The sequence below is a fragment of the Phocaeicola plebeius DSM 17135 genome, assembly GCF_000187895.1.
GTDB classification, from domain to species: Bacteria; Bacteroidota; Bacteroidia; order Bacteroidales; family Bacteroidaceae; genus Phocaeicola; species Phocaeicola plebeius.
The window spans coordinates 528,824-550,407 of sequence record NZ_DS990119.1 but is presented as its reverse complement, the minus strand read 5'-3'; the positions used below and the strand labels follow the sequence as shown (position 1 = coordinate 550,407).

The window sequence follows — 21,584 nt, the reverse complement described above, 5'->3', positions numbered from 1 at the left end:
CAGGTTGGACTACAAGAAGAAAGAGCGTAGGATCGTCGCGGCGACAATCAGGAAAATACACGCGCCGAACCAGCTCGCGGCGGTCTTCGACGTGTCGGGGTCGCCGCTCGAAAACTTGTTATAGACCTTGATGCCCCCGATAAGGCCGACCACAGCCCCCACAGCGTACACGAGTTTCGTGCCGGGGTCGAAGTAGCTGGTTACCATGTTGGTAGCCTCCGTAATGCCGGCGATGCCGTTGCCCTGCGCGAAAGCGGAGGAGATGGCGGCAAAGAGAAATGCCGCCGGAAGAAGAATCTTGTTCTTTCTCATAACTCGATAATGTTTGAATTGTGGCGCGGGGATGGATAGGCCCCGCACCGGGTTAAACTTCTTGATTCGTTTTTTTTCAGTGGTTCGAGGATAGCCTCACGCGCTACCCGTAGTCTTTTTCTTTCATCGTGATGTCATTATGGGGTTAAACAAACTCACGGACGTCGAAACCCGTGGGAACCGAACCCTGCGGAGATGGGCTTTCCGCAGACCTCTCGGACATACGCCGGTGAAAAGCCGAGAGGTAGGTGTCGATCAGGGATTTTACCCTGTCGTTCCCGTCGGGGCAGCCCGAAACGATGACCTCGAACATGTCGGTCTGTTTCAGGCCCAGGAGGACACGTCCCGTTTCCTCCCTTTGCTCGTCTGTTGAAGGTGGATCGTGTACCACGTGGCGGTAGGCTTCGCCCATCTGTTCAAAACTAACCCCCTGGGCAAGCGAGCGGCCCAAAAGGGGCAGCTCTTCGGTGTCGTCTTCATCCTCGTCATAATCCGGCTCCTCCGCGTCCGCATCCGGGAAAGATTCATCGTACAGCGGAAAGTCGATTTCCAGAGGTTCGTTAGGCTCCCCCTCGGGAGCGACACCGAACACTTCATCCAGGTCTTCCGGCGGAATCTGCCGGGGGTGTTCGGGTACATTCGTGGGCACAAATATATCGGCTTTTTCCGTAACTTTTTCAGTTTCAGATTCTACGGCAGCTTGTGGCCGGGAGTGGCGCAAGTCGAGGACAAAGCGGCTCCTGCCGATGATCTCCTGCCGGCAGGGCGTGTCTTCGGCAACGATCCCGTCTGCCGGTTCGTTACGTTCCATCCGCCGCAGGCGGAAAAACGCCCACAAGGCATACCCCACGGCAAAGAGGGGCAGCAGCCACAACGCCCCGTTCATCGCTCCTCCGCTTTGGGTTGCCGGGAGGCCACGGCCTCACGCTCCTCGAAAAGCCGCTCGATGGTTTCCCGGTTATCGTCCAGGTGCGCCTTGAGAACCTTGTCCACGTAGGCCGTGATCGTCACGTCGCCACGACCGATGACACGGGTGATCTCGCGGATACGCTCGTGATACGACGGACGTATCTTCACGTGCTTGTTACCGGCGAAAGGCAGCCGCAGCAGGCAGATGTAACGGGCCAGGTACTCGGCCTCGGGGGTGGGGACAGTCCCCACGGCGACCTCCCCGAAGGGCCGTCGGGGACGATAAGGGTTTTCATCCTGCGCCGGTAGCGGCACACGCGGAAGATGAAGGGCACGGCGACGCAAAGGACGGCCGCCAGGATAACAGATAAAATAATTGCTTTGTCTGACATGATGGATTGTTTTTAATGGGTTGTAAATATTGGGTTCATAACTAAAAAATATCGGAGTTCCGTTTCTTGTAGAGTTCCGAAATTTCCTCCTGATAGGTCGCGAAATGCTGCTCCAGCACATTGTCCAGGTAGCTATACAGCGAGAGTTCGTTCTTACCGATAACCTGCACTATCCGGGTTATACGCTCGTGAAACTCCTTGCGGATATACACCGTTTTGCCGCTTCGGGTATTGGAGGGGGCGTTCCGGATAAAAAGACGCTCGTAATCCTGGCCTTTCCCTCTTCGGCGGCGTCCCTCCTCTTTCGTAGCCGACGAGGAGGCGGCCTCGCCGGACGGTTCCGATAGAGCCGATGCCTCCTCCTCTTTTTCCGGCGTGTAAGGATGTAATGGCCGGTTTCGGCTTTTGGCCTGGCTGATGATGAAGGAAGCGTCCAAACCGTCGTCATGTTCTTTTCCGCTCATGAGATCCTACTTTAACAGTTCGATCAATTCATCCACGAGTTTATCCAGGTTGCTGCCCCGGATCAAAGAACGGTCTGCCGGGAAGAGCGTGGAGCGGAAGACAGAGCGACGGCTGGCGTTCTGCTCACGACGAAAACGCTTGGTGTCAGGCAAGAAGGTCTTCAGGACAGGAAGATCCAGCTCTTTCATTACCGCCTCGTAAACCTGATATAATTCTGTCTTTTCACGTCCGTCCACCATGTTCCATAGCATATACAGCCCTTTCATCCGGGACTTCTCGCGGCCCATGATATGCTCCTTTACCACAACCGCGTAATTCAGGGTGCTTTCCATGACAACCCGGTCGGCACTGATCGGGGCGACGAGATAATCCATTCCGGCCAGGGAATGAATCAGATCCTCGTTATTGATCGTACCGGGAAGGTCGAAGAACACATAATCGAAATCACCTTGCGGCAGGAGGTAGTCGGCATCGGCCAACGCCTCTTTCGTGTTGCTTTCCACGACAGGATAGGCTTTCTTTTGAAGCCGGGTGAATTGTTCGTAAGCTAACCTCTTGTAATGTTCGTCTTCGAGGGCAAGCTTCAGGTCACGTTCCCGCATCTCCACGATGGAGTGTTGGGGATAATCGCAGTCGATGACCGCGACATTGAAACCCTTTACATAGTGCAGGTAAGAGGCTGCCAGCACCGTGAGGGTGGTTTTGCCCGCTCCGCCTTTCTGGGTGGAGAAGGCCACGAATTTCGTTTTCTCTTTCATTGTTCCATGCGTTTTTAGTTATACAATCGGGTAATCGTTCATCTCTTCACGTATCCGGGCAAGTGAGGGCATGAGATTTTATGCAGGTATGCCGGCACGCATATATGCTGGTGCGCTGGCAGGCTGTTACGCCGGTATGCCGGTGCATGGGCGCGTGTCCGATTTTATACTCATGCGCAACCGCATTTGCTTATCCGGACAAAGACCCGCTTTTTCCTCTGCACACGGTGTTTTCTGCATCCGTCCGCACGTGTGCGGACAGGGGGATGTGTCATTGCCCGTATCCGTTCTCACGTGCAAAGTAAACCCTTAAAAACACGGGTTGTATGCTCTTTTTCCGCTATGGCCGCGTGTGGCGTCAAAGTGGACGCAAGTGGCGTAATCGCTTATGACACAAGTGATTGAATAGGTAGGTATCTTTGCCTCGTGAACGATCCCGACGCTAATGAAGCCGTCCTTGCCCCGTTTTACGGCGGCTCTTTCAATGTTCTGTCCGCGAGCGGGCAGAAGGTATTTGCAAAGGGCAAATAGCAAGCTGTGTTTTCTGCTGCACGATTCTCGTTTTGCAGCAGAAAACAGCTTGCCCGCAAGGGGGAGAAAGCACCTCCGGAGTCGGTGCTTTTCAGAAAGGCGGCAAGCCGCGAAGGGATCGGAATTTTCAGGAACCGGTGGGGCCCTGGCCTCTCCTTAAAATTTCGATGCGATGGAAAAGAACAGAAAGCCCCGAGGGGGCAAAGGGGGACGACCCGCGAAAAACGACCCGGCCGTTTACCGCTTTTCGGTAAACTTTTCAGCCGTGGAACATGCCCGTTTCCTCGACCTTTACGAGCAGTCCGGGCTATTGTCCAAAGCCGCTTTTATCAAAGCGAGAGTGTTCAACGAGGCGTTCCGGGTGGTAAAGACCGACCGGGGAACGCTCGAATACGTGGCGAAGCTGACCGCTTTCCACGCCCAATTCCGTGCCGTGGGAACGAATTACAACCAGGTGGTGAAGGAGCTGCACGCGCATTTTTCCGAGAAGAAAACACTCGCGCTGCTCTATAAACTGGAGAGAGCGACACGTGAACTGGCGGCCGTCGGGCAGCAGGTCGTGTCGCTCTCCGAAGAGTTCAAACAACGATGGTAGCCAATATCACCACCGGAAAAGACGTGTACGGCGCGCTGGCGTACAACCAGGAGAAAGTCGATCGGGGCGACGGGAAGGTACTGCTGACCCACATCGTGAGGGAGCCGGCGGATGGGCGCTTCAACGTGGCCGCGACGGCAGAAGACCTCCTGCGCTGGATGCCCTCGCACTACCGGACGGAAAAACCCGTCGTGCACGTGTCGCTCAACCCGGCTCCCGAAGACCGCCTCGACGACGGGCAACTCGCGGAGATAGCCGGGGCCTACATGGAGCGCATGGGTTGGGGAGGACAACCTTATATCGTATTCAAGCATACCGACATCGGACGGGAGCATATCCATATCGTGTCGGTGCAGGTGGCCCAGGACGGGCGCAAGATAAACGACAGCAGGCGCAACGAACACAGCGTGGCCGTTACCGAGGAACTGGAACGGGAGTACGGACTGCATCCCGCCAAAGGGAGAAGGCGGGAGAAAGGGCAAGGGATCGTCCCCGCCGATTACACGCGGGGCGACCTGAAACGCCAGGTGGCAGCGGTAATAAAACCGGCCGTGGCGACATACCGCTTCCAAACCCTCGGCGAGTTCCGGGCATTGCTGTCCTTATATAATATAGGTATAGAGGAAGTCCGGGGAGAGCGGAACGGAACCCCCTACCGGGGATTGCTCTACACGCTGCTGGACGAGAACGGGGACAAGGCAGTGGCCGCGCCGCTCAAATCCTCACTGTTCGGTAAAGAGGTCGGGTATGACGGGCTGGAACGGCACATGGAGCGCAGCGCCGAACGGTTCGGGAAGGACGACACGAGGAGGCAAATCCGTGGCCGGGTCGATAAAGCGCTTCGGGGAGAACCCACGGAGGAAGAACTGCGCGAACGCCTGCGGGAAGCCCGAGTGGATCTCTACATACGACGCAACGAAAACGGCCGCATCGTGGGTGTGACCTTCATTGACCACGAAACACGGACGGTCGTGAACGGATCACGGCTGGGAAAGGCATACTCGGCCAACGCCTTCGAGCTGCGCTTCGGCGGGAAACGGAATCCCGGGGAAAACACGAGGGACTTGTCCCCGAAACAAGCGCCTGCCGGACGGGACGGGCAACGGAAGCGGAATACCTCACGACGGAGGAAAGTATAACATCTCAATTATCATTCATTTATTAAATTTTACGGTTATGCAACAGGAAGACGACCTTCGGGGTCTTGCAAAAACAATGGATTTCATGCGGGCATTGAGTATCTTGTTCGTGGTTATCAACATCTACTGGTTCTGTTACGGGCAGATACGGGAATGGGGAATCAATATCGGCGTGGTCGATAGGATTCTGCTGAACTTCGACCGCACCGCGGGGCTGTTCCGGAATATACTATGGACGAAACTTTTCGCCGTCGTGTTCCTCGCCCTTTCATGCCTCGGGACAAAAGGAGTAAAAGAGGAGAAAATTACCTGGCGGAAAATCACGGCATCGCTGGCCACGGGAGGCGTGCTGTTCTTCTTCAACTGGTGGCTGCTGGACTTGCCGCTGACGGCGATGGCGAACGCGGCTTTCTACATACTGACCCTATCGGCCGGGTATATCTGCCTCTTGATGGGCGGCGTGTGGATGTCCCGCCTGCTGAAGAACAATCTCATGGATGACCCTTTCAACAACGAGAACGAATCATTCCAGCAGGAAACACGCCTGATCGAGAACGAGTACTCCATAAATCTGCCGACGAAATTTTACTATAACAAACAGTGGAACAACGGGTTCGCCAATGTCGTAAACCCGCAAAGGGCTTGCATCTGCATGGGAAGCCCGGGCAGCGGAAAGAGTTATTGTGTTGTAAACCAGTTCATTAAACAGCAAATCGAAAAGGGCTATACCCAATACATCTATGACTACAAGTTTCCCGATCTTTCGGAAATCGCTTACAACCACCTGCTGAATCACCAGAAAGGTTACAAGAAAATCCCGACTTTCTACGTCATAAATTTCGACGACCCGCGCCGCTCGCACCGCTGTAACCCCATTCACCCGGACTTCATGACCGATATTTCGGACGCCTACGAGAGCGCCTATACCATCATGCTCAACCTGAACCGAAGCTGGGTGCAGAAGCAGGGCGATTTTTTTGTGGAAAGCCCCATTATCCTTTTCGCGGCCGTGATCTGGTTCCTGCGCATCTACGACAACGGGCGGTATTGTACCTTCCCGCACGCCATCGAGTTCCTGAACAAGCGGTACGAGGATATTTTCCCGATTCTGACATCCTACCCGGAACTCGAAAACTACCTCAGCCCCTTTATGGATGCCTGGCTCGGAGGCGCTCAAGACCAGCTCCAGGTGCGCCCGTAAGGGCATATAATAAATATAGCTTTGGCAAGCTATTAGGTTCGTGTTCTTTGAAATAATAACCTATCACCAGCCGACTTATCCATTCAACGAAAGACGATGGGGAGTGTAGCATGTCGGTAAAGCCACGAGTGAACTAACTGTCAAGTTCTGACCGTGTGGCGAGGTGAAACGATAGATATGAGGATAAAGCCTATACTGGTTGAACGATAGTCTAAGCGGCTCGATGGTTAAGCCTTGACGGAAGACAGTTACAAACGTCAAGCCGTGATACCCAGCTTCGCCTTGTAGGATGCATGGGCAAAAAGAACTTATCACGGAGCAACTACATACATAGTAAAGGACGAAAGTCGTATCCGACAATCTATCATGCCAATAGTTATTATATGTCTAAACGGGGATTGCCTAAGTGGGGCAACCCATATGGCAACAGAGCTTCCGTAGTAGTCCGAGCAAGGGAAAGCCTTGTACATGGCGAAGGGAAGCAGCCAATATCGTTTAATGTCAAATTTTGGAAAATGTGAGAGACATGAAAAGAAATCCAGAAAAGATATTAAACAGTCTAACACAACATAGTTCCGACTTGGCTTACAAGTTTGAACGTTTGTATCGGTTACTGTTTAATGAGGAGATGTACTACATTGCCTACCAACGTATTTATACGAAACAGGGCAATATGACGAAAGGTGTCGATGGAAAAACCATTGACGGTTTCTGTATATCCCATATTGAACGGTTGATAGGTACACTCAAAGATGAGACGTACCAGCCAAATCCCTCTCAGCGGGTGTACATTCCCAAGAAAAACGGGAAAATGCGACCGCTGGGTATTCCGTCATTCATTGACAAACTTCTGCAAGAAGTTATCCGAATGATTTTGGAAGCAATCTACGAGGGCAGTTTTGAAAATTCTTCTCACGGTTTCAGACCACAGAGAAGTCCGCAGACTGCACTTTGGAGCATACAAAAGACATTCAACAATACAAAATGGTTCATCGAGGGAGACATTAAAGGTTTTTTTGACAATATAGACCACGAAGTATTGATAGCTATTCTTTCAGAACGTATTTCAGATATGCGTTTTCTACGCCTTATCCGAAAGTTTCTGAATGCCGGATATGTGGAAGATTGGGTATTTCACAAATCGTATAGCGGAACACCACAAGGTGGGATAATAAGTCCTATACTGGCAAATATCTATCTTGACAAGTTCGACAAATACATCAAAGAATACACTCAAAAATTCAATAAGGGAAAAAGGCGCAAAGAAAATCCGATAGCAAAACAACTTGGGCAGAAAAAATACTACTTGACAACAAAGCTGAAACAAGCAAAGAATGAAACGGAACGGCGACTACTGTTGAAACAAATTGGAGAAGTTGTCAAAGAACGTCTGAAATATCCGGCAAGTGATGAAATGGATGCGGACATGAAACGTCTAAAATATGTGAGATATGCGGATGATTTTCTCATTGGTGTTATTGGCAGCAAAGAGGATTGTATCAAAATCAAAGAGGACATAAAGCAATTTATGGCAGACAAATTGAAATTGGAACTATCTGATGAAAAAACGCTGATAACCAATGCAAGAAAACATGCTAAATTTCTCGGCTATGACGTATTTGTACGCAAATCCAATGACACCCATAGGGATAAAAACGGACATTTGACAAGAAGCTTAGACCATAAGATAGTCCTGTATATGACTACCGAAGTGATGCGGAAGAAGCTCCTTGAATATGATGCGGTAAAGATTACTGTTCAAAAAGGTAAGGAGGTTTGGAAGCCCAAAGGACGTACATATATGCGCTGTCTTGATGATTTGGAAATTATAAGCCAATATAACTCTGAAATCATGGGGTTCTATAACTTCTATTCGATTGCAAATAATAGTCCCGTCATTGACTCTTTTTATAACATCATGGAATACAGTATGTATAAGACATACGCCGCAAAGTACAGCACTTCTAAAAAGAAAATCATTGCGAAGTACAAGAAGAACGGAGTATTTGCCATACCGTACACCAATAAAAGGGGATATGAGTTCAAACGTGAGTTCTACGACAAAGGCTTTAAGCGAAAGGAACTGCCCAATCGGTATTTGGATGACAAACTGCCAAACACGGTTGCCATAACAGGCGGCAGAAATGGACTAATCAAGAGACTTCAGGCACGTGTATGTGAAAATTGCGGTGCTACGGACAATCTTGAAATGCACCATGTACGCAAATTGAAAGACCTAAAAGGCAAAAGTGATTGGGAAATTAAAATGATTTCACGTAACCGCAAAACATTAGCAGTATGTTCAGTATGCCATCACAAAATACACGCAGGAAAGTTAGACTGAATGAGAAGGTGGAGAGCCGTGTACGGGGAGACCTGTATGCACGGTTCGGAGGCGAGTGCTTGGAAACCTACCACTGTAAAAAGTGGCAAGGCGCTGGGTGCTTAGCCTATGGCCAGATAGCATCGGCCAAAATTCCGCTTTCCCGCATGATTTCGCCCCAGCTATATTGGGTCATGTCGGGCGACGATTTCACGCTCGACATCAATAACCCGGACGATCCCAAGATACTCTGCGTGGGGAACAATCCCGACAGGCAAAACATTTACGGAGCGGCTTTGGGATTGTATAATTCCCGGATTGTCAAGCTCATAAATAAGAAAGGCCAGCTCAAATCGGGCATCATCATCGACGAGCTGCCGACAATCTACTTCAAGGGACTCGACAACCTGATCGCCACGGCCAGAAGCAACAAGGTCGCCGTGCTGCTGTGCTTCCAGGATTTTTCACAGTTGAAGAGGGACTACGGGGACAAGGAGGCCGCCGTCGTGATGAACACGGTGGGCAACATCTTCTCCGGGCAGGTCGTAGGTGAAACGGCCAAGACACTCTCGGAACGGTTCGGTAAGGTATTGCAGAAGCGGCAGAGCATGACGTTGAGCCGCAGCGACAAATCGACATCCATATCCACGCAGCTGGACAGCCTGATCCCGGCCTCGAAGATCTCGACGCTCACGCAGGGAATGTTCGTCGGGGCCGTGGCGGACAATTTCGACGAACGTATCGAGCAGAAGATTTTCCACTGCGAGATTGTCGTGGACAACGAAAAAGTGAAAGCGGAAACGGCCCGGTACAAGAAGATACCACAAATTACCGACTTCACGGACGAGAACGGGACGGATCACATGAAACAGGTCGTGCAGGAAAACTACGAACGTATCAAGGCAGAGGCCGGCCGCATCGTCGCCGAGGAACTGGAACGTATCAAGAACGACCCGGTGCTTTGCAAGCTCCTGCCGGAACAGAACTAAATGAACACAAACACCCCCGCAAACAACCTCCGTGACCTTAACGGGGGCTGTTTCCTGATTTTATAACCGCACAGCCGGTGTTTTGGAGCATAAAGTAGTGATTATGTGAACGGAAAACATTATTTTTGTGTTCGGAATCCTTTTAATTATAAGTATGACAGTTACCGATATATACGAAGCAATGAACAGCAAGGCGGAAGCGTTTTTCGAGTGGTTGCAGGCTCACCCGAAATACGGGTTGCTGTTTGGTGTCGGGTTGCTTGCCCTATGGCTTGCAGGGTTGCTGTTCCGTTGGAAATGGGCATGTCATTGGCAGTTTAACAGCAAACTGTGGTTATTTGACGATTGCAAGCCTGAAACACGCCGCAGGGTTCAGATTGTGTTGGTCAGCGTTCTGATTATACTTATATTGGTCGATTTCTTTGTATGGAGATAACGGTATGGAAAAGGACAATCGCAAATACCGGATCTGCTTCATCGACTATATGTGGTATGTAGCCGAGATATGGCACGAAAGGGAGCGTACCAATCTCAACGGACGTATGCTACTGTTTTGGTGCTGGCTCTTCGTCCTACTCATACCGCTTGGGTTTCCACCGATATTGCGCCTTTTCGGCTGGATGATTGGTTTGGCCATAGTGATTCCTCTATGCTTTCTTCCCGATTTATTCTGCAAGCTACGCTATACAGCCGGACGGCGTGAAGCGCTCCGTGAACATTACGGGAAGATGAAACATCCCGGCAGGAAGCTCGCCAAAATAGTTCTTATCGCTATCGCCCTGATCGTGGCAAATGTAGCGCTGATGTTCCACCTCGGATTTATACATAAGCCATGATGAAACCACAGGAACATAAACGGCGCTTTTATCTCTGGGACTACCTTTGGTGGATGGGGGAGAAATGGAAGCAGGCAAGACGAACAGGCAGGGTCGATGGCGAAATGATGCTCTCGATTTATATCTTCGCTCTTTTGATATTCCCTATGATGACTGTTACTATCCGGCTTTTTCCAGGTGTGTCGGCATTGTTGCCATGTGTCGTTTTTAGCATTGTCACATTTGCCGTTATGTCGCTCGTCAGCAGGATTTACAAATGGCGAGGCAAAGCAGTGATGTCTCACTATGCCAAGTGCAGGTTTAACGAACTCCTTGCGGTTCTGTTATTTTTCCTTGCGATAGCCATTATCTGCTTTATGATGTATCTTCTTGACAAAAAGTGATACATACTTTGATACGAACTCCGGGCCATTATCTTTCGTGGTCTAACTCTCAATGCAATTTCAATTTCTGTAATTGCCTTTCCATTGTATCGTTTAATATATCCATATTCATTAACTCTCTAACCTGTTTTTCCCAACCTTTAGCACTTCCATAGTCGATTGTGACCCTTTCAGGCCAATCTAATATGATTTTCTTCCCTTTTTCAATTTCAATTTCCGCCTGCTCATCATTGCCACAATAATAATTTAATAAAACAATATCGGTTAATGTTGTTTTGTCGTAAAAAGCATTTTTTGTTCCCTTCATATATGCAATTAAATCATTACTTGTCAATTGTTGTTTTGTCAAAATGGGAACTTGGTTATATAATTCATTTACAATGGATTCTAAATCATTATCATGCTCTTGCATAGAAAAACTATTTATAGCTCCCTTTTTGTTTAGTAAATAAGTAGCAGAAATTAAGGGAATGGTTGGAATATCTAAATCAACCATTAAGTTATATAGATGAAAACAAACACGATAGCGTTGGCTTGATAAACTTTCAAATTGTAAGCCAGACAAAAAGCAGCCATTCCGCTTTATAATGTGCATTATTTTATACTTGGAAAAATCAGAAAATAAATTTAGCCAATCCGCTGTTATTTTATTTTTATTTAATTTCTCAATCATAATTTTCAGTTTGTTTTTGGATATGCTGGAATTTGATTTGTTACACCATTTATTTGTCTTTTCAGGCTATCGTGAATGGTCTAACTCGATGTACCAGTTTCCCTTGATGGGCTTGTACAGCGTGGTGTCGTTGTACGTCCTGCGGTAGATCTCGTTCAGGTCGCCATGTTCGGTGATACGGATATTACGACGGCTTCTCAATCCGGGATCGTAAACGAAACTCTTGGACGTTCCGGCATCCACGATGCCGTGGGAGTAGTACGGCATAACGAGGCTCACATATACCGAATCTGCCGTTCCCCATTCCCTGCGATCAACAAGGATAAAACCGCATCCAATCTCTGATAATAGGGAGTCGAGTAGGATTCGCTCCGGCTTCAACAGTCCATATACCGGGATGTCTTGTTCATCATTCGTTTCATGGGATGTATCGCTTTGTTCTGTTGAATCAAGTATAATGACCTCTTCCGGAGAAAGCGGCGGGTAGTGAAAACTACCTTCTGAACTCTCTGCCATGATTTCGTACACCTTACGGAACGCCGCCTCGTGCGTGGTGAAGTGGCGTATCATTTCCTCGTCCGACGGCGGCATGGGAGGCTCTCCGCAGCTTACGGCAAGCAGGATTACAAATAACAGGATTATGACTGGTGTTCTCATTTTCTAATGTTTAATGTTCTGTGGCTAACCAATCTTATTTAGGGAGTTGAGCCATTTGTTAATAGCATCCAATCTGTTATTCTGTTTAATGGTATCTTCATTTCTACATAATTTGATTTGCCGAATAACAGAGTTCTGCATAATTGAATCGGATTTGAAAAGCAGTTCTAAAACGGCTTCATAACATTTGGAATATCTGGACAATTCGTCCAATATATTTGCGTCTTTTAGAATATACAGGTTGAAATTGTACACAAATGACTTGTAACTGAAAATCTCCGACTGTAATGCTGCTGCATCAAGACAAGTATAAAACAATTCCTTATCGTGCTGATATAGCCACATATAATCAGATGGGTTCAGGTTGTAGTGCAATAAAGTTTCCGAACGGACAAATGGAAGCCCCGTATTTGAGCCTACCAGATAACGGTATGTCTCATTGACTATTGACTCAACTATTTCAATGGATTCTGATTGTTTGTCCGATTCCCGTATTTCTGTAAATGTATCGGCAATAAGGACTTCCACATCCTGCGATTTGTAATATATACCGTTTTTTTGCCAGCGGAATCTACGGATATATTCTTCAGAAGTCGGACAACAGAACAGTAAAGTATTTAACAATCGGTTCAGATATATTCGCTTATCTGGAATATGACAACGGTGTAACCCTATTATGGAGCCATAAGCGTATAGCTTTCCAAACTCGTTTTCCTCCGAATTTGAATTTTTAGGCATGTAATACAACCGCACAATATTGTCAATGAAATAATATATATCAAGATATTTCAATGTATCAGCCGATTCTCCATATTTGTTAAGTAAATGCCGCTCCAGTTTCTCGCCATACCATAAGTAGCCATCGGGATTTATTTGAAACAACCGATGAAACTTAGGTTTTGATAATGAAAAGTTCTTGTTTCTACTTTTCATTCGTTCCAGTAAGGCGACAATAATTCTATTCGTTATATCCATAGCTGTAATGTTCGGTGGATAATCAATCTTTCAGAGAGATTTATCTGCTTGTTATAAACCTATTTGAAATTTGTCAGTATATCATTCTTTTTATTGGAAGACAACATTTCTAATAAATGATTAAAGCTATCGCAAACAAATTCTGCCGAATCTTCAAATTCAGGTTCAACTCCATAATAGATTTTACCGTAATTTTCCGGAGATAAATCTATGCACAAATATTGGTATCCATCTTTTACTGACATAAGAATAGGAATATGGCTATCCCAAAACAGGCGTATCATATCACAGGATTCCTTATCATCTGCCAACGCCTCAAGTCCCATCAGCTCAAATTCATTCCAACGGAATCCGCTATCGCTTTCTCCGTTAAAGTCCTCTATGGAATTAAACCAAACATTATCACTTTCATTCGTGATTGTCTGAAACCGTTGTAAAAACTCCTGATAGTCCGCAGGAAGTTCGAAGTACCGATTTTGTAAATCAGAGCTTAATTCTTTTCTTTCCAATCGTTCTGTAACGATGAATCCTATATTTTTCAGTGCTTCAATCATATTTTTATTTTACGAGTTTATAATGTCCGGCAGATAAACCGCCTTCAATGTTTCATCTGTTTGTTAGCAACCTATTTTCTATCAATCTTTTGTAAAAGTTGATTGTAATACTTCTCTAACATTTTGATGTTATTTTTTCTGTCAATTTTTCCACTTTCATTATCTGTGTATGCAAACCACTTAAATAGCAATTCAACAAAAATATGTTTACCAATTTCTGTTAAAGAACTTTCCTTAATAATTGAAGGCATGATTAGGTTTCCTTCATTATCACATGGATTATCACACAAAAGCCCCTTTCCGTATGCGTAGTTTAATAAGTTCTGACAACAGACTTTCGCATAGTCTTTATCTCTCTGACGGATTTGAGCTTCTATAAGTCCGTCAACATCAAAAATTATTTGGTTACTCATATTCTTTTTAGTTTGTAAAGTTGCTAATGTTCGGCAGCGTTCCGCTTATTCAGTCGGTCTGCTGTTTGTTATCAACTTATATTTTGTCTGACAACACCATGTTCATAAGCCAAACTATCACATTCTTTTTGCATATTGGTCAGAACATCTTCGACCACTTTTAAGGAAACTTCTTGTGGTACATTTATGGATACGAATGAAGGGAGATTAGAAATCTCTACCTTGCATCCCATATCAAGTAGTTTGTCTCTGACCATCTGCATACGTTTATCGTTAAAATATACCCTCAATGTGCTATTTCCAGAGGGATTCACTATGGATTGAAAATGATATTCGCCATCTTCTTCTGTAACACATATCTCATCCCCCAAACTGATTCCATAGGTATAGAATGGCACATTATCGACAATATAGGTATCATTACTTGCCTTTTTGCACCACAAACCTTCAATAGAAAATGGTGGATAGCCATCTTCATCTTGTTCCAAGTGGAATAGCACTTTTATATGTTTGTCTTTTTTCATTTTATTCATTAATAAGTTGATAATGTTCGGCAGCGTTCCGCTTATTCAGTCGGTTTGCTGTTTGTTATCAAATTCTCATTTATCCATTTCTTTACTTTTTTCGTTACAAATGACATTGGAGAAACACCTGAATTATTATTCACTGTTATATCTGCACCATTTTCCAATAATGTAATCGCAGATTTGTCATTTCTATCAAAAATGGCAATGAATAGCGGGGTACGACCATTTTCTTCTTGGATATTTAAGTTTGCCTTTGACCCTGCAAGAAGTTCTATAATTTCCGGGATATTCTCTTGAGCAGCGAAATGCAACGCCGTCCACCCAGAGTCATCTTGCAAATCCAAATTCAAACCATTCATTTTGTATTGCTTTATTAGTTCAATGGCAAACGTACTCTTTCCTTCGACGATGAAATTCATTAATAGATTTCTTCCATCTCTATCCACAAAATCACATCCATACTTATCCACAAATGATATGACTTTTGTAAAATCATCTTCGTCGAATAATTCAAACATCAGATCTTCTGCTTCTTCGTTATATTTTGTACTCATAACTGCTTTATTTTAGAATTTGATAATGGTTTGCAGCGTTCCGCTTATTCGGTCGGTTTGCTGTTTGTTACTAACGCTTTATTTTTTATTCCAATACTCTTGCATCCAACTTTCATATTCCAAAGGATATATTTCATTGGCAGAATTTAGTTTATCATTGATATTCAATTTTCGTTTGGATTTAGCGGATTCTGTTTTCAGCAGGGAAAGTCCTTCTATTAACTTTCTCGCATCATCTTTCAAACGAAACCACCTTTGCCAATCGTTTTTTGTCATTTCCGCTTCTCGTTGCTTCTGATATTCTTTACGTTTAGCCGTCTGTTCTAATTGAAGCAAGAGATTTTCATCTGCAACAAATATTGGGACTTCTTGGAAAATAAGCAGATCAGAATAATATTTAGATAAAACGTCTTTAGCCTTTTCACTGACATAAATTTCAGAGCAAAAGTCGCAAAAAATCCTATCAATGAAAATATCCAATCCTGAAAGGCTTTGTTCTACTAACTTGGCAGAACCACGTTCTTGCTCGCAATAAAGCAGTCCGTCCTTTTGAGGTATCAACGCAAATAAATTCCCTATTTGCTCCGCTACCGTTTCGTTATGTTTGCGCCGTGTAATATATTCTTCCGCATCCATACTTCCAGACGGATATATCAAAGGCTCCGGTGATTGTAAATCCCAGTTCTCCCAATCCAATTTTACAATCTTTTCCTTGTTTACCGGTTGAAGGACAAAGCCTGTAAGATTTGATTCTATAATATACTGTAAAACATCCTCCTTGACAATTAACACAGGACTTTCTCTGTTATATTGAGAGCGGTAGATAGAAGGGCAAAACGCTCCGGTTCTAAAAATCATGTGGGAGTTTGTATCTTTATCATAACAGTAAATACCTTGCCACAGCATTTCTCCATAACTTCCCCAAGGCATTATTCTATTTTTTACAGTATAATATTTCATCTTTCTTTATTTATGCGTTAGTAATGTCCAGTGGATAATCGATCTTTAAGGGAAATTTATCCGTTTGTTAGTAGCTTTATTCTGCAATATAAGTTTCCAAATATTGAATACCGTTGTAACTGTCTAATTCATCCACAAATTTTTTAGGTGTTTCATATGAATCATAATTTTTCTTCTTAATAAAGATTTTCTGATTCCTTTTGTTGTCCTTGAAACCATTGGGTATATAGCACACAATACAATTTGATGGCTTTATGTGGTATTCATCAATATCGGACTCAATATACCAGTCAAGGACAAGTTTGTTATCAATCATCATTCTAACAAGATTAAAAGGATTTTCGGGTTCATCCTTAATTTCCACAGTTAGAAATTCTGGATAGTAATACTTTATATTAACGTCTTTACAAAACTGACAGCGATGTTCCGGATTGGGACGTTTCTTTGTACGACCTTCTTCGTAATCTCGTATTTCTTTCATGTATTCATCTTGATTGAAATACTCCATAAACTCTTCCCGGCTTTTATCGGTCGTGCCAATCCAAATCATATATTCTAATCCGGCATTAGACCCTTGCACTCCTTCAGGCGACAGTTCAAACTCAAACGTACCAAGATAAGTCATGGTTGTGGCATTCTCTGCCTTCTTAGGAGATATACCCTCACGACAATTATAGCAGATAACAGCATTTGCCATTGTAATATTTTTATCAGCCATCGACAGACTTATCTTTTGGGTATCAGCAGGAATAAGGTTAAGTAATCCTGCCAAGCCGTCAGATGTGAATTTCATAATAAGAAAATCCTCATCATAGCTCATTACACCAAGCTCCTTACAGAATTGGCAACGAAGTTCCTTATTGTCTTCATCGTAATCTTTCCACCATTGACGGAAAGCCGATTGATCCATATATTTCTCAAAGTCAGCTTCGGAATTGAATTGACCGACCCATATCATTATCTTACTCATTTTCTTTTTTTATTTTTCAAGCGACTAATGGTTTGCAGCGTTCCGCCTTATTCAGTCGGTAGTGCTGTTTGTTATAAACTCTTTTTTCTTTATTCTTTTGCCGTTACATGTAAAGCCATAAGCAAAAGCTGCATCTATGGCTTGTTTTGCACTCTCAAGAATATAATGATACAAATTATCATATTTACTAAAGCATGGAGAAAGAATGTAGAAGTTTTTAATATTTAAAGGAATATAAATCCCCGTCATATCGGATATTCCATAGCGTGCTTCCTCCAAATTTGGTACTGGTATGGAAATAGATATTTCAAACTCTTTATTAGATGGGAAACGTTTTGCCCGTTTGAAAATCCCAATCCCCCCATTAGTATTTCGAAGATTTATCTGTATGAGAAGTTTCCAATCTCCCAAATCATCTAAGTTGATTTGGTTATTGTAATCTTCCATATAACCATTCAACTCTCGGTAAATTGAGCGCAGTAAGTCCAATTCTCCAAGTTCGGGGATTTCACTACTTATTAAAACTGCATATTGATTATTCATACATTCATCCTTATATCCAGAGTTTATAATGTTTGGTGGCTAACCGACCTTTAAGGGGAGGTTGAGCCGCTTGTTAATCGTTTTCATTCTTCTTGCCATATTTCTTTACCCCAGTTAATCCATCGCCAAATCTTAGTTGTCAGGAAACTCCCAAGAGTATATGTGATACGAAAATCGTTATTGGTATTTACTATATCCCATTCTCCTGCTACATTTGTTTGTAAAATATTAAAGCCTATTTTTTCTATATGATTAATAGTTGCAAAGTACAAATATTTGTCTTTTATCAACCTGAATTGTTCTATTGGCAACAACTCAAATTGGCGTGGATATATGATTTGTAGAGAGTTCAATTTGCAATATAAATCACTTATACCTTGGGGTATATTATTGGCAAAAGGTATATTTTTATATTCAAATTTTGAATTGATTTTGATTATAGCACTTATTTGGTCAGTACTTATCATTTTTTCAATTCTGCGTATAAAGTCATCTACATAAATCATATATTTAATTATTTCAAGCGATTAATGTTCGACAGCGTTCCGCTTTAAGCAGTAGTGCTGTTTGTTACTAACGAATTCATTCATTAATTGATGCTTTCATTTTTTCTACAATTACATCAATATATTGTTGTGGAATGTTTTTATTTTTATAGTTCTCAATAGCATCAAGAATACTTTGTTTCAATATCTCAACACATTGAGAATCATTTGCTGTTTCAAATTTATCAAATGGGAGTAGAATTTCCAATTCTATCCGATTACGTTTTTTCGAATATCTACTTAATGGATTTGTAGTAAATCCTTTTAAGCAGAATACATAGAAACTTAGTTCATTAATATATGAAATATCACATAGACAATCCATATATTCTATTACAGAGTTTCTTGCTTTACGAAACTTATCAGAAATACTATGTTCCAATTCACCTCCAATAAAAACTTTCATACAAATTTGTTATCGTTAGTAATTTTCTGTGGATAATCGACCATTTCGAGGACAATTAATCCGCTTGTTATCTGCCCATTCTATTTTTCTCATTGTTCAAAATGGATATTACCCTCTGCGACATATTTCTTAATTGGCTCAACTATATCGGTAACATAGTTTGTGCACTTAAAAAATTCTCTAAATATCCAACCTCCTTCACTTGCTTTGGCTAATGGAACCAAAGTTTCTTCAATGAACTCTTCATGGTTGCACAAGAGAGAACAGATTACTCCCAAGCTAAACTGTTTATCTGCATATATATGTTGAATATGACCTGTATTTGAGTAAAAATCTATAATTTTTGTATATTGTTTGACAAAAGGTATGATATACGGAAAAAAATCCTTTTTCAAATCGTTTAAGAATTTCTCAATATCAGGAGTCTTGTCTCTTTTATTGCTGAAAAAATAATTCATATCCATTTGATGTTGATTATACCAATCAATATTACTATCAAAGTAAGCTATGATGTTACCACCAGCGTCTTTTTTATTTAATGGTTCTAATACAAGACTACATAAATATGGATTCTTTATTTTAGCTGATACACCCATACAAAAAGTGTTTTTACCGGCATATCCACCTTGGGTTGTTTGAAAGTAAAACTCAATGCTACAATCGTTTTCCACTATGTAAGTAAAGTAGTCTTTATTCTTTTTTGCTTTGACCACATTTACAGGAAGCATCTCTTGTATTCTTGTAAACATGTATTTTAGGACTTCCGCTTTAGTTTCCATATCACTTTTTTTAGTTCATATTATTGGGCAGATAATGTCCGGCAGCGTGCCGCTTGTTCAGTCGGTTTGCTGTTTGTTATCGTTGTTAAAGAATCTTCTTACATCATAATTTGCGATAGTTCTTGCCAATGATTTAGGAGATACTCCATTGTTGTTCTCTATATCGGGATTAGCTCCATTTTTCAAAAGGTGTTCGATAAAAAAGCCATCTCCCTTGTATTGCATAACAGCTTCCCATAAAGGAGTATTACCATTTGCATTTTGCATATCTATATCTGCATTATGATTCAGGAGTAATTCAAAAATACCTTTCAACTGATATTGAACAGAAAGATATAATGCAGTGCGTCCATCTTTCCTTTTTTCATTTATATCCAACCCTTTTTTTACAAATTCGGGTATAATTACACCTGCGGGATGTACGATACTCTTGTAATTCATTATATAGTAATGAAGTAGATTACTCCCATATTTATCTTTACTATTTATGTCATAATCTATTAGAGCTTGTATAAACCTGTTTGAGTCATCACTCAATAATTCAAGTTTCATATCTTCTATTGTTCTCATTTCTTTGATTCTAATGTAAACAACGATAATGTTTAGCAGATAAACTGCCTTAAATGTTTCATCTGTTTGTTAGCAATCTTTTAAGAAAGCAACATGAAGTGCCATTCTTTAGGATAGTCCTTCTTTATCATATTGAACAGCAACTTTACATTATTGGAATGCTGTTTTGTCAATATGGAGTATATATATTCATGACAGGCGCAGCAGGCTCGTTCTTTATTAGAAGCAACACAATGAAAAGAATCATCTGTATTTTCCTCTACACAAAACCAGTTCCATCCATAGTGCTTTTGGATGGTGTTTCCTAACAGGGAACCTAACTCATAAGCCCTATCCGTAATTTCCTCGTCATCTGAACTTTCAAAATTATTGAGATAGTTCTTTATGCCATCAAGGATGGCAGAGGATTCAGCACTTTCCTGCAAACCTATAAGGACTAAACCTTTAGCCGCAAGCTGATCTATTTCTATTCGTTCGTCCTCATTAATTGGACGGTATTCTATAATTTCACTCATTGCTTTCTTTTTTTCGTCAATTGCTAATGTTCGGTGGATAATCATCATTAAAGGAGATTGATCCGCTTGTTATCTGCCCGCTTTATTCCTCTTCTTCGATAAAATGATTTATAAAGTAATTGAATGACTGGGCGATGTAACGAGTATTTGTTTCAAAGTTGTATTCTCTTGAAGCGTTTTCGTCCCACTCGTCAGTCAAGTAATAGTAAATCTTTTTATTCTTCAAGTTCAACGCATAATAGTTTCCACCCGAATCCATAGCAAAAGGCAACAGATTGCATGGCATTAAATTCCTACTCCATATATCTTTGGCTATGACTTCAATTGTTTCAAAAGCATTGGTGCGTTCCTTTATCGGAAAGAACGCATTTATCTCCACCCGATCCAAATCCTCGTCCTGCGGTTGATAACAATATGGTGATGGCATACCACCGTTGAACTTGAGGTAAAAGTTCTTCATGCCTGCCGGAATCTTTACATTCAACTCAACCTCAAAATTCTTTATATCTTCTTTTGTTAGCGAAGCCGAACAGTCCGAAAGTTCAGGCATTACACCTGCTGTCTCCGTTTGTCCCTCTTCGATTTCTTCTATTGCTGGAATTGCTTTGTGCCCGTCCAAAACAACGAGATTGTCAAAGAAATCATCTATTGAATTTGCAACAAGTCGTGGCTCTCCAAAATTGAAGATTACATCTTGCATCCCCACAATAGGGTAAAGATAGATCTTTCCATTAACCAAGTCTATGGTAATCCGACCTTCATCGGTAGATTCCATAGCAAAAATAAGAATGCTATCAGATATAGCTCCAGCTTTTCTTAACTCTAATGTTTCGCCTTCTGCCGTATATCTGGGGTCATTCTTAAAATCCTTGTTATATTTGAATGGGAAGAAATCTTCAATTTCCACCTCTTGATATTTATTTATGCTTGCGGTCTGTTTCGTAGAACCTCCATTATATTGTAAATAGAACTCTTTCAGTCTTTCCGGCAAGGCATAACCCAATTTACTCTCTATTTCTTCAAAATCTTTGAGAGTAAGACTTTTTTGGCAATTTTCTAATTCTATTTTCATATTCATTCTTTTTATGGGCAGATAATGGCTTGACAAGG

General features: G+C 43.0%; 26 protein-coding genes and 3 pseudogenes. 8 read left to right on the top strand and 21 right to left on the bottom strand.

Annotation, left to right across the window (positions count from 1 at the left end):
• Window positions 1-9 precede the first annotated feature (9 nt).
• The 5 genes and pseudogenes from BACPLE_RS03565 to BACPLE_RS03545 form a co-directional block, all read right to left on the bottom strand.
• Window positions 10-312, bottom strand: coding sequence for a DUF4134 domain-containing protein (locus BACPLE_RS03565; protein ID WP_004319158.1), 303 nt, complete (start codon window positions 310-312; stop codon window positions 10-12).
• A 145-nt stretch (window positions 313-457) separates the two neighbouring features.
• On the bottom strand, window positions 458-1,198 hold the full coding sequence (locus BACPLE_RS03560) for a hypothetical protein (protein WP_007559012.1): 741 nt from the start codon (window positions 1,196-1,198) through the stop codon (window positions 458-460).
• A pseudogene (locus tag BACPLE_RS03555) lies at window positions 1,195-1,613 on the bottom strand (DUF3408 domain-containing protein). Before BACPLE_RS03555 ends, BACPLE_RS03560 begins: the two are co-directional and overlap by 4 nt.
• A gap of 41 nt (window positions 1,614-1,654) precedes the next feature.
• Window positions 1,655-2,077 (bottom strand): DUF3408 domain-containing protein, encoded by a 423-nt coding sequence (locus BACPLE_RS03550; RefSeq protein ID WP_004295459.1) that lies wholly within the window; start codon window positions 2,075-2,077, stop codon window positions 1,655-1,657.
• Between the two features lie 6 nt (window positions 2,078-2,083).
• Window positions 2,084-2,836, bottom strand: coding sequence for a ParA family protein (locus tag BACPLE_RS03545; RefSeq protein WP_007559008.1), 753 nt, complete (start codon window positions 2,834-2,836; stop codon window positions 2,084-2,086).
• A 703-nt stretch (window positions 2,837-3,539) separates the two neighbouring features.
• Between BACPLE_RS03545 and mobA the strand changes: the two genes are divergently transcribed.
• The 8 genes and pseudogenes from mobA to BACPLE_RS03505 all read left to right on the top strand — a co-directional run bounded on the left by mobA (window position 3,540) and on the right by BACPLE_RS03505 (window position 10,833).
• Window positions 3,540-3,962 carry a conjugal transfer protein MobA gene (mobA, locus tag BACPLE_RS03540; RefSeq protein WP_004295462.1) on the top strand — a complete coding sequence of 141 codons (423 nt, stop codon included), beginning with the start codon at window positions 3,540-3,542 and terminating at the stop codon, window positions 3,960-3,962.
• Window positions 3,956-5,101, top strand: coding sequence for a conjugal transfer protein MobB (gene mobB / locus BACPLE_RS03535; RefSeq protein WP_007559003.1), 1,146 nt, complete (start codon window positions 3,956-3,958; stop codon window positions 5,099-5,101). Before mobA ends, mobB begins: the two co-directional genes overlap by 7 nt.
• A 37-nt stretch (window positions 5,102-5,138) precedes the next feature.
• Window positions 5,139-6,287: pseudogene (locus BACPLE_RS03530) on the top strand (YWFCY domain-containing protein); the annotation flags it as partial.
• A gap of 541 nt (window positions 6,288-6,828) precedes the next feature.
• Window positions 6,829-8,646, top strand: coding sequence for a reverse transcriptase domain-containing protein (locus BACPLE_RS03525; protein ID WP_007558998.1), 1,818 nt, complete (start codon window positions 6,829-6,831; stop codon window positions 8,644-8,646).
• Window positions 8,647-8,753: 107 nt separating this feature from the next.
• Window positions 8,754-9,614: pseudogene (locus BACPLE_RS03520) on the top strand (TraM recognition domain-containing protein); the annotation flags it as partial.
• A gap of 154 nt (window positions 9,615-9,768) precedes the next feature.
• On the top strand, window positions 9,769-10,050 hold the full coding sequence (locus BACPLE_RS03515) for an Imm17 family immunity protein (RefSeq protein ID WP_007558996.1): 282 nt from the start codon (window positions 9,769-9,771) through the stop codon (window positions 10,048-10,050).
• Between the two features lie 4 nt (window positions 10,051-10,054).
• The gene (locus tag BACPLE_RS03510; RefSeq protein WP_007558995.1) at window positions 10,055-10,450 is read left to right on the top strand and encodes a hypothetical protein; all 396 of its coding nucleotides are present in this window, start codon (window positions 10,055-10,057) and stop codon (window positions 10,448-10,450) included.
• Window positions 10,447-10,833 carry a hypothetical protein gene (locus tag BACPLE_RS03505; RefSeq protein ID WP_007558994.1) on the top strand — a complete coding sequence of 129 codons (387 nt, stop codon included), beginning with the start codon at window positions 10,447-10,449 and terminating at the stop codon, window positions 10,831-10,833. The genes BACPLE_RS03510 and BACPLE_RS03505 overlap by 4 nt, the downstream gene beginning before the upstream one ends.
• A 49-nt stretch (window positions 10,834-10,882) precedes the next feature.
• Here the strand turns inward: BACPLE_RS03505 and BACPLE_RS03500 are convergent, their stop codons facing one another.
• The 16 genes from BACPLE_RS03500 to BACPLE_RS03425 form a co-directional block, all read right to left on the bottom strand.
• On the bottom strand, window positions 10,883-11,506 hold the full coding sequence (locus tag BACPLE_RS03500; RefSeq protein ID WP_007558993.1) for a hypothetical protein: 624 nt from the start codon (window positions 11,504-11,506) through the stop codon (window positions 10,883-10,885).
• A 66-nt stretch (window positions 11,507-11,572) separates the two neighbouring features.
• A complete protein-coding gene (locus BACPLE_RS03495; protein ID WP_007558992.1) occupies window positions 11,573-12,163 on the bottom strand; it encodes a DUF4948 family protein in 591 nt (196 codons plus the stop codon).
• A gap of 24 nt (window positions 12,164-12,187) precedes the next feature.
• The gene (locus BACPLE_RS03490) at window positions 12,188-13,138 is read right to left on the bottom strand and encodes a hypothetical protein (RefSeq protein WP_007558991.1); all 951 of its coding nucleotides are present in this window, start codon (window positions 13,136-13,138) and stop codon (window positions 12,188-12,190) included.
• Window positions 13,139-13,197: 59 nt separating this feature from the next.
• On the bottom strand, window positions 13,198-13,692 hold the full coding sequence (locus BACPLE_RS03485) for an SMI1/KNR4 family protein (RefSeq protein ID WP_007558990.1): 495 nt from the start codon (window positions 13,690-13,692) through the stop codon (window positions 13,198-13,200).
• A 71-nt stretch (window positions 13,693-13,763) separates the two neighbouring features.
• The gene (locus tag BACPLE_RS03480) at window positions 13,764-14,105 is read right to left on the bottom strand and encodes a hypothetical protein (protein ID WP_007558989.1); all 342 of its coding nucleotides are present in this window, start codon (window positions 14,103-14,105) and stop codon (window positions 13,764-13,766) included.
• Between the two features lie 71 nt (window positions 14,106-14,176).
• Window positions 14,177-14,629, bottom strand: a complete 453-nt coding sequence (locus BACPLE_RS03475; protein WP_227994631.1) for a DUF4265 domain-containing protein — start codon at window positions 14,627-14,629, stop codon at window positions 14,177-14,179.
• A gap of 41 nt (window positions 14,630-14,670) precedes the next feature.
• Window positions 14,671-15,186, bottom strand: coding sequence for an ankyrin repeat domain-containing protein (locus tag BACPLE_RS03470; RefSeq protein WP_007558987.1), 516 nt, complete (start codon window positions 15,184-15,186; stop codon window positions 14,671-14,673).
• A 78-nt stretch (window positions 15,187-15,264) separates the two neighbouring features.
• Complete coding sequence (locus BACPLE_RS03465) at window positions 15,265-16,146, bottom strand: hypothetical protein (protein ID WP_007558986.1); 882 nt, start codon at window positions 16,144-16,146, stop codon at window positions 15,265-15,267.
• 76 nt (window positions 16,147-16,222) lie between these two features.
• Entirely contained in the window at window positions 16,223-17,116 is an 894-nt protein-coding gene (locus BACPLE_RS03460) for an immunity 22 family protein (protein WP_007558985.1), read from the bottom strand.
• 51 nt (window positions 17,117-17,167) lie between these two features.
• Window positions 17,168-17,659 (bottom strand): Imm9 family immunity protein, encoded by a 492-nt coding sequence (gene imm9, locus BACPLE_RS03455; RefSeq protein WP_007558984.1) that lies wholly within the window; start codon window positions 17,657-17,659, stop codon window positions 17,168-17,170.
• 83 nt (window positions 17,660-17,742) lie between these two features.
• Complete coding sequence (locus BACPLE_RS03450; protein WP_007558983.1) at window positions 17,743-18,165, bottom strand: hypothetical protein; 423 nt, start codon at window positions 18,163-18,165, stop codon at window positions 17,743-17,745.
• 76 nt (window positions 18,166-18,241) lie between these two features.
• On the bottom strand, window positions 18,242-18,610 hold the full coding sequence (locus BACPLE_RS03445; RefSeq protein ID WP_004295261.1) for an Imm44 family immunity protein: 369 nt from the start codon (window positions 18,608-18,610) through the stop codon (window positions 18,242-18,244).
• 89 nt (window positions 18,611-18,699) lie between these two features.
• Window positions 18,700-19,389, bottom strand: coding sequence for a hypothetical protein (locus tag BACPLE_RS03440; RefSeq protein ID WP_007558980.1), 690 nt, complete (start codon window positions 19,387-19,389; stop codon window positions 18,700-18,702).
• Between the two features lie 57 nt (window positions 19,390-19,446).
• Window positions 19,447-19,959, bottom strand: a complete 513-nt coding sequence (locus BACPLE_RS03435; RefSeq protein ID WP_007558978.1) for an ankyrin repeat domain-containing protein — start codon at window positions 19,957-19,959, stop codon at window positions 19,447-19,449.
• A gap of 80 nt (window positions 19,960-20,039) precedes the next feature.
• A complete protein-coding gene (locus BACPLE_RS03430; RefSeq protein WP_028728890.1) occupies window positions 20,040-20,474 on the bottom strand; it encodes a hypothetical protein in 435 nt (144 codons plus the stop codon).
• A gap of 82 nt (window positions 20,475-20,556) precedes the next feature.
• Complete coding sequence (locus BACPLE_RS03425) at window positions 20,557-21,552, bottom strand: SMI1/KNR4 family protein (RefSeq protein ID WP_007558975.1); 996 nt, start codon at window positions 21,550-21,552, stop codon at window positions 20,557-20,559.
• Window positions 21,553-21,584: the final 32 nt, after the last annotated feature.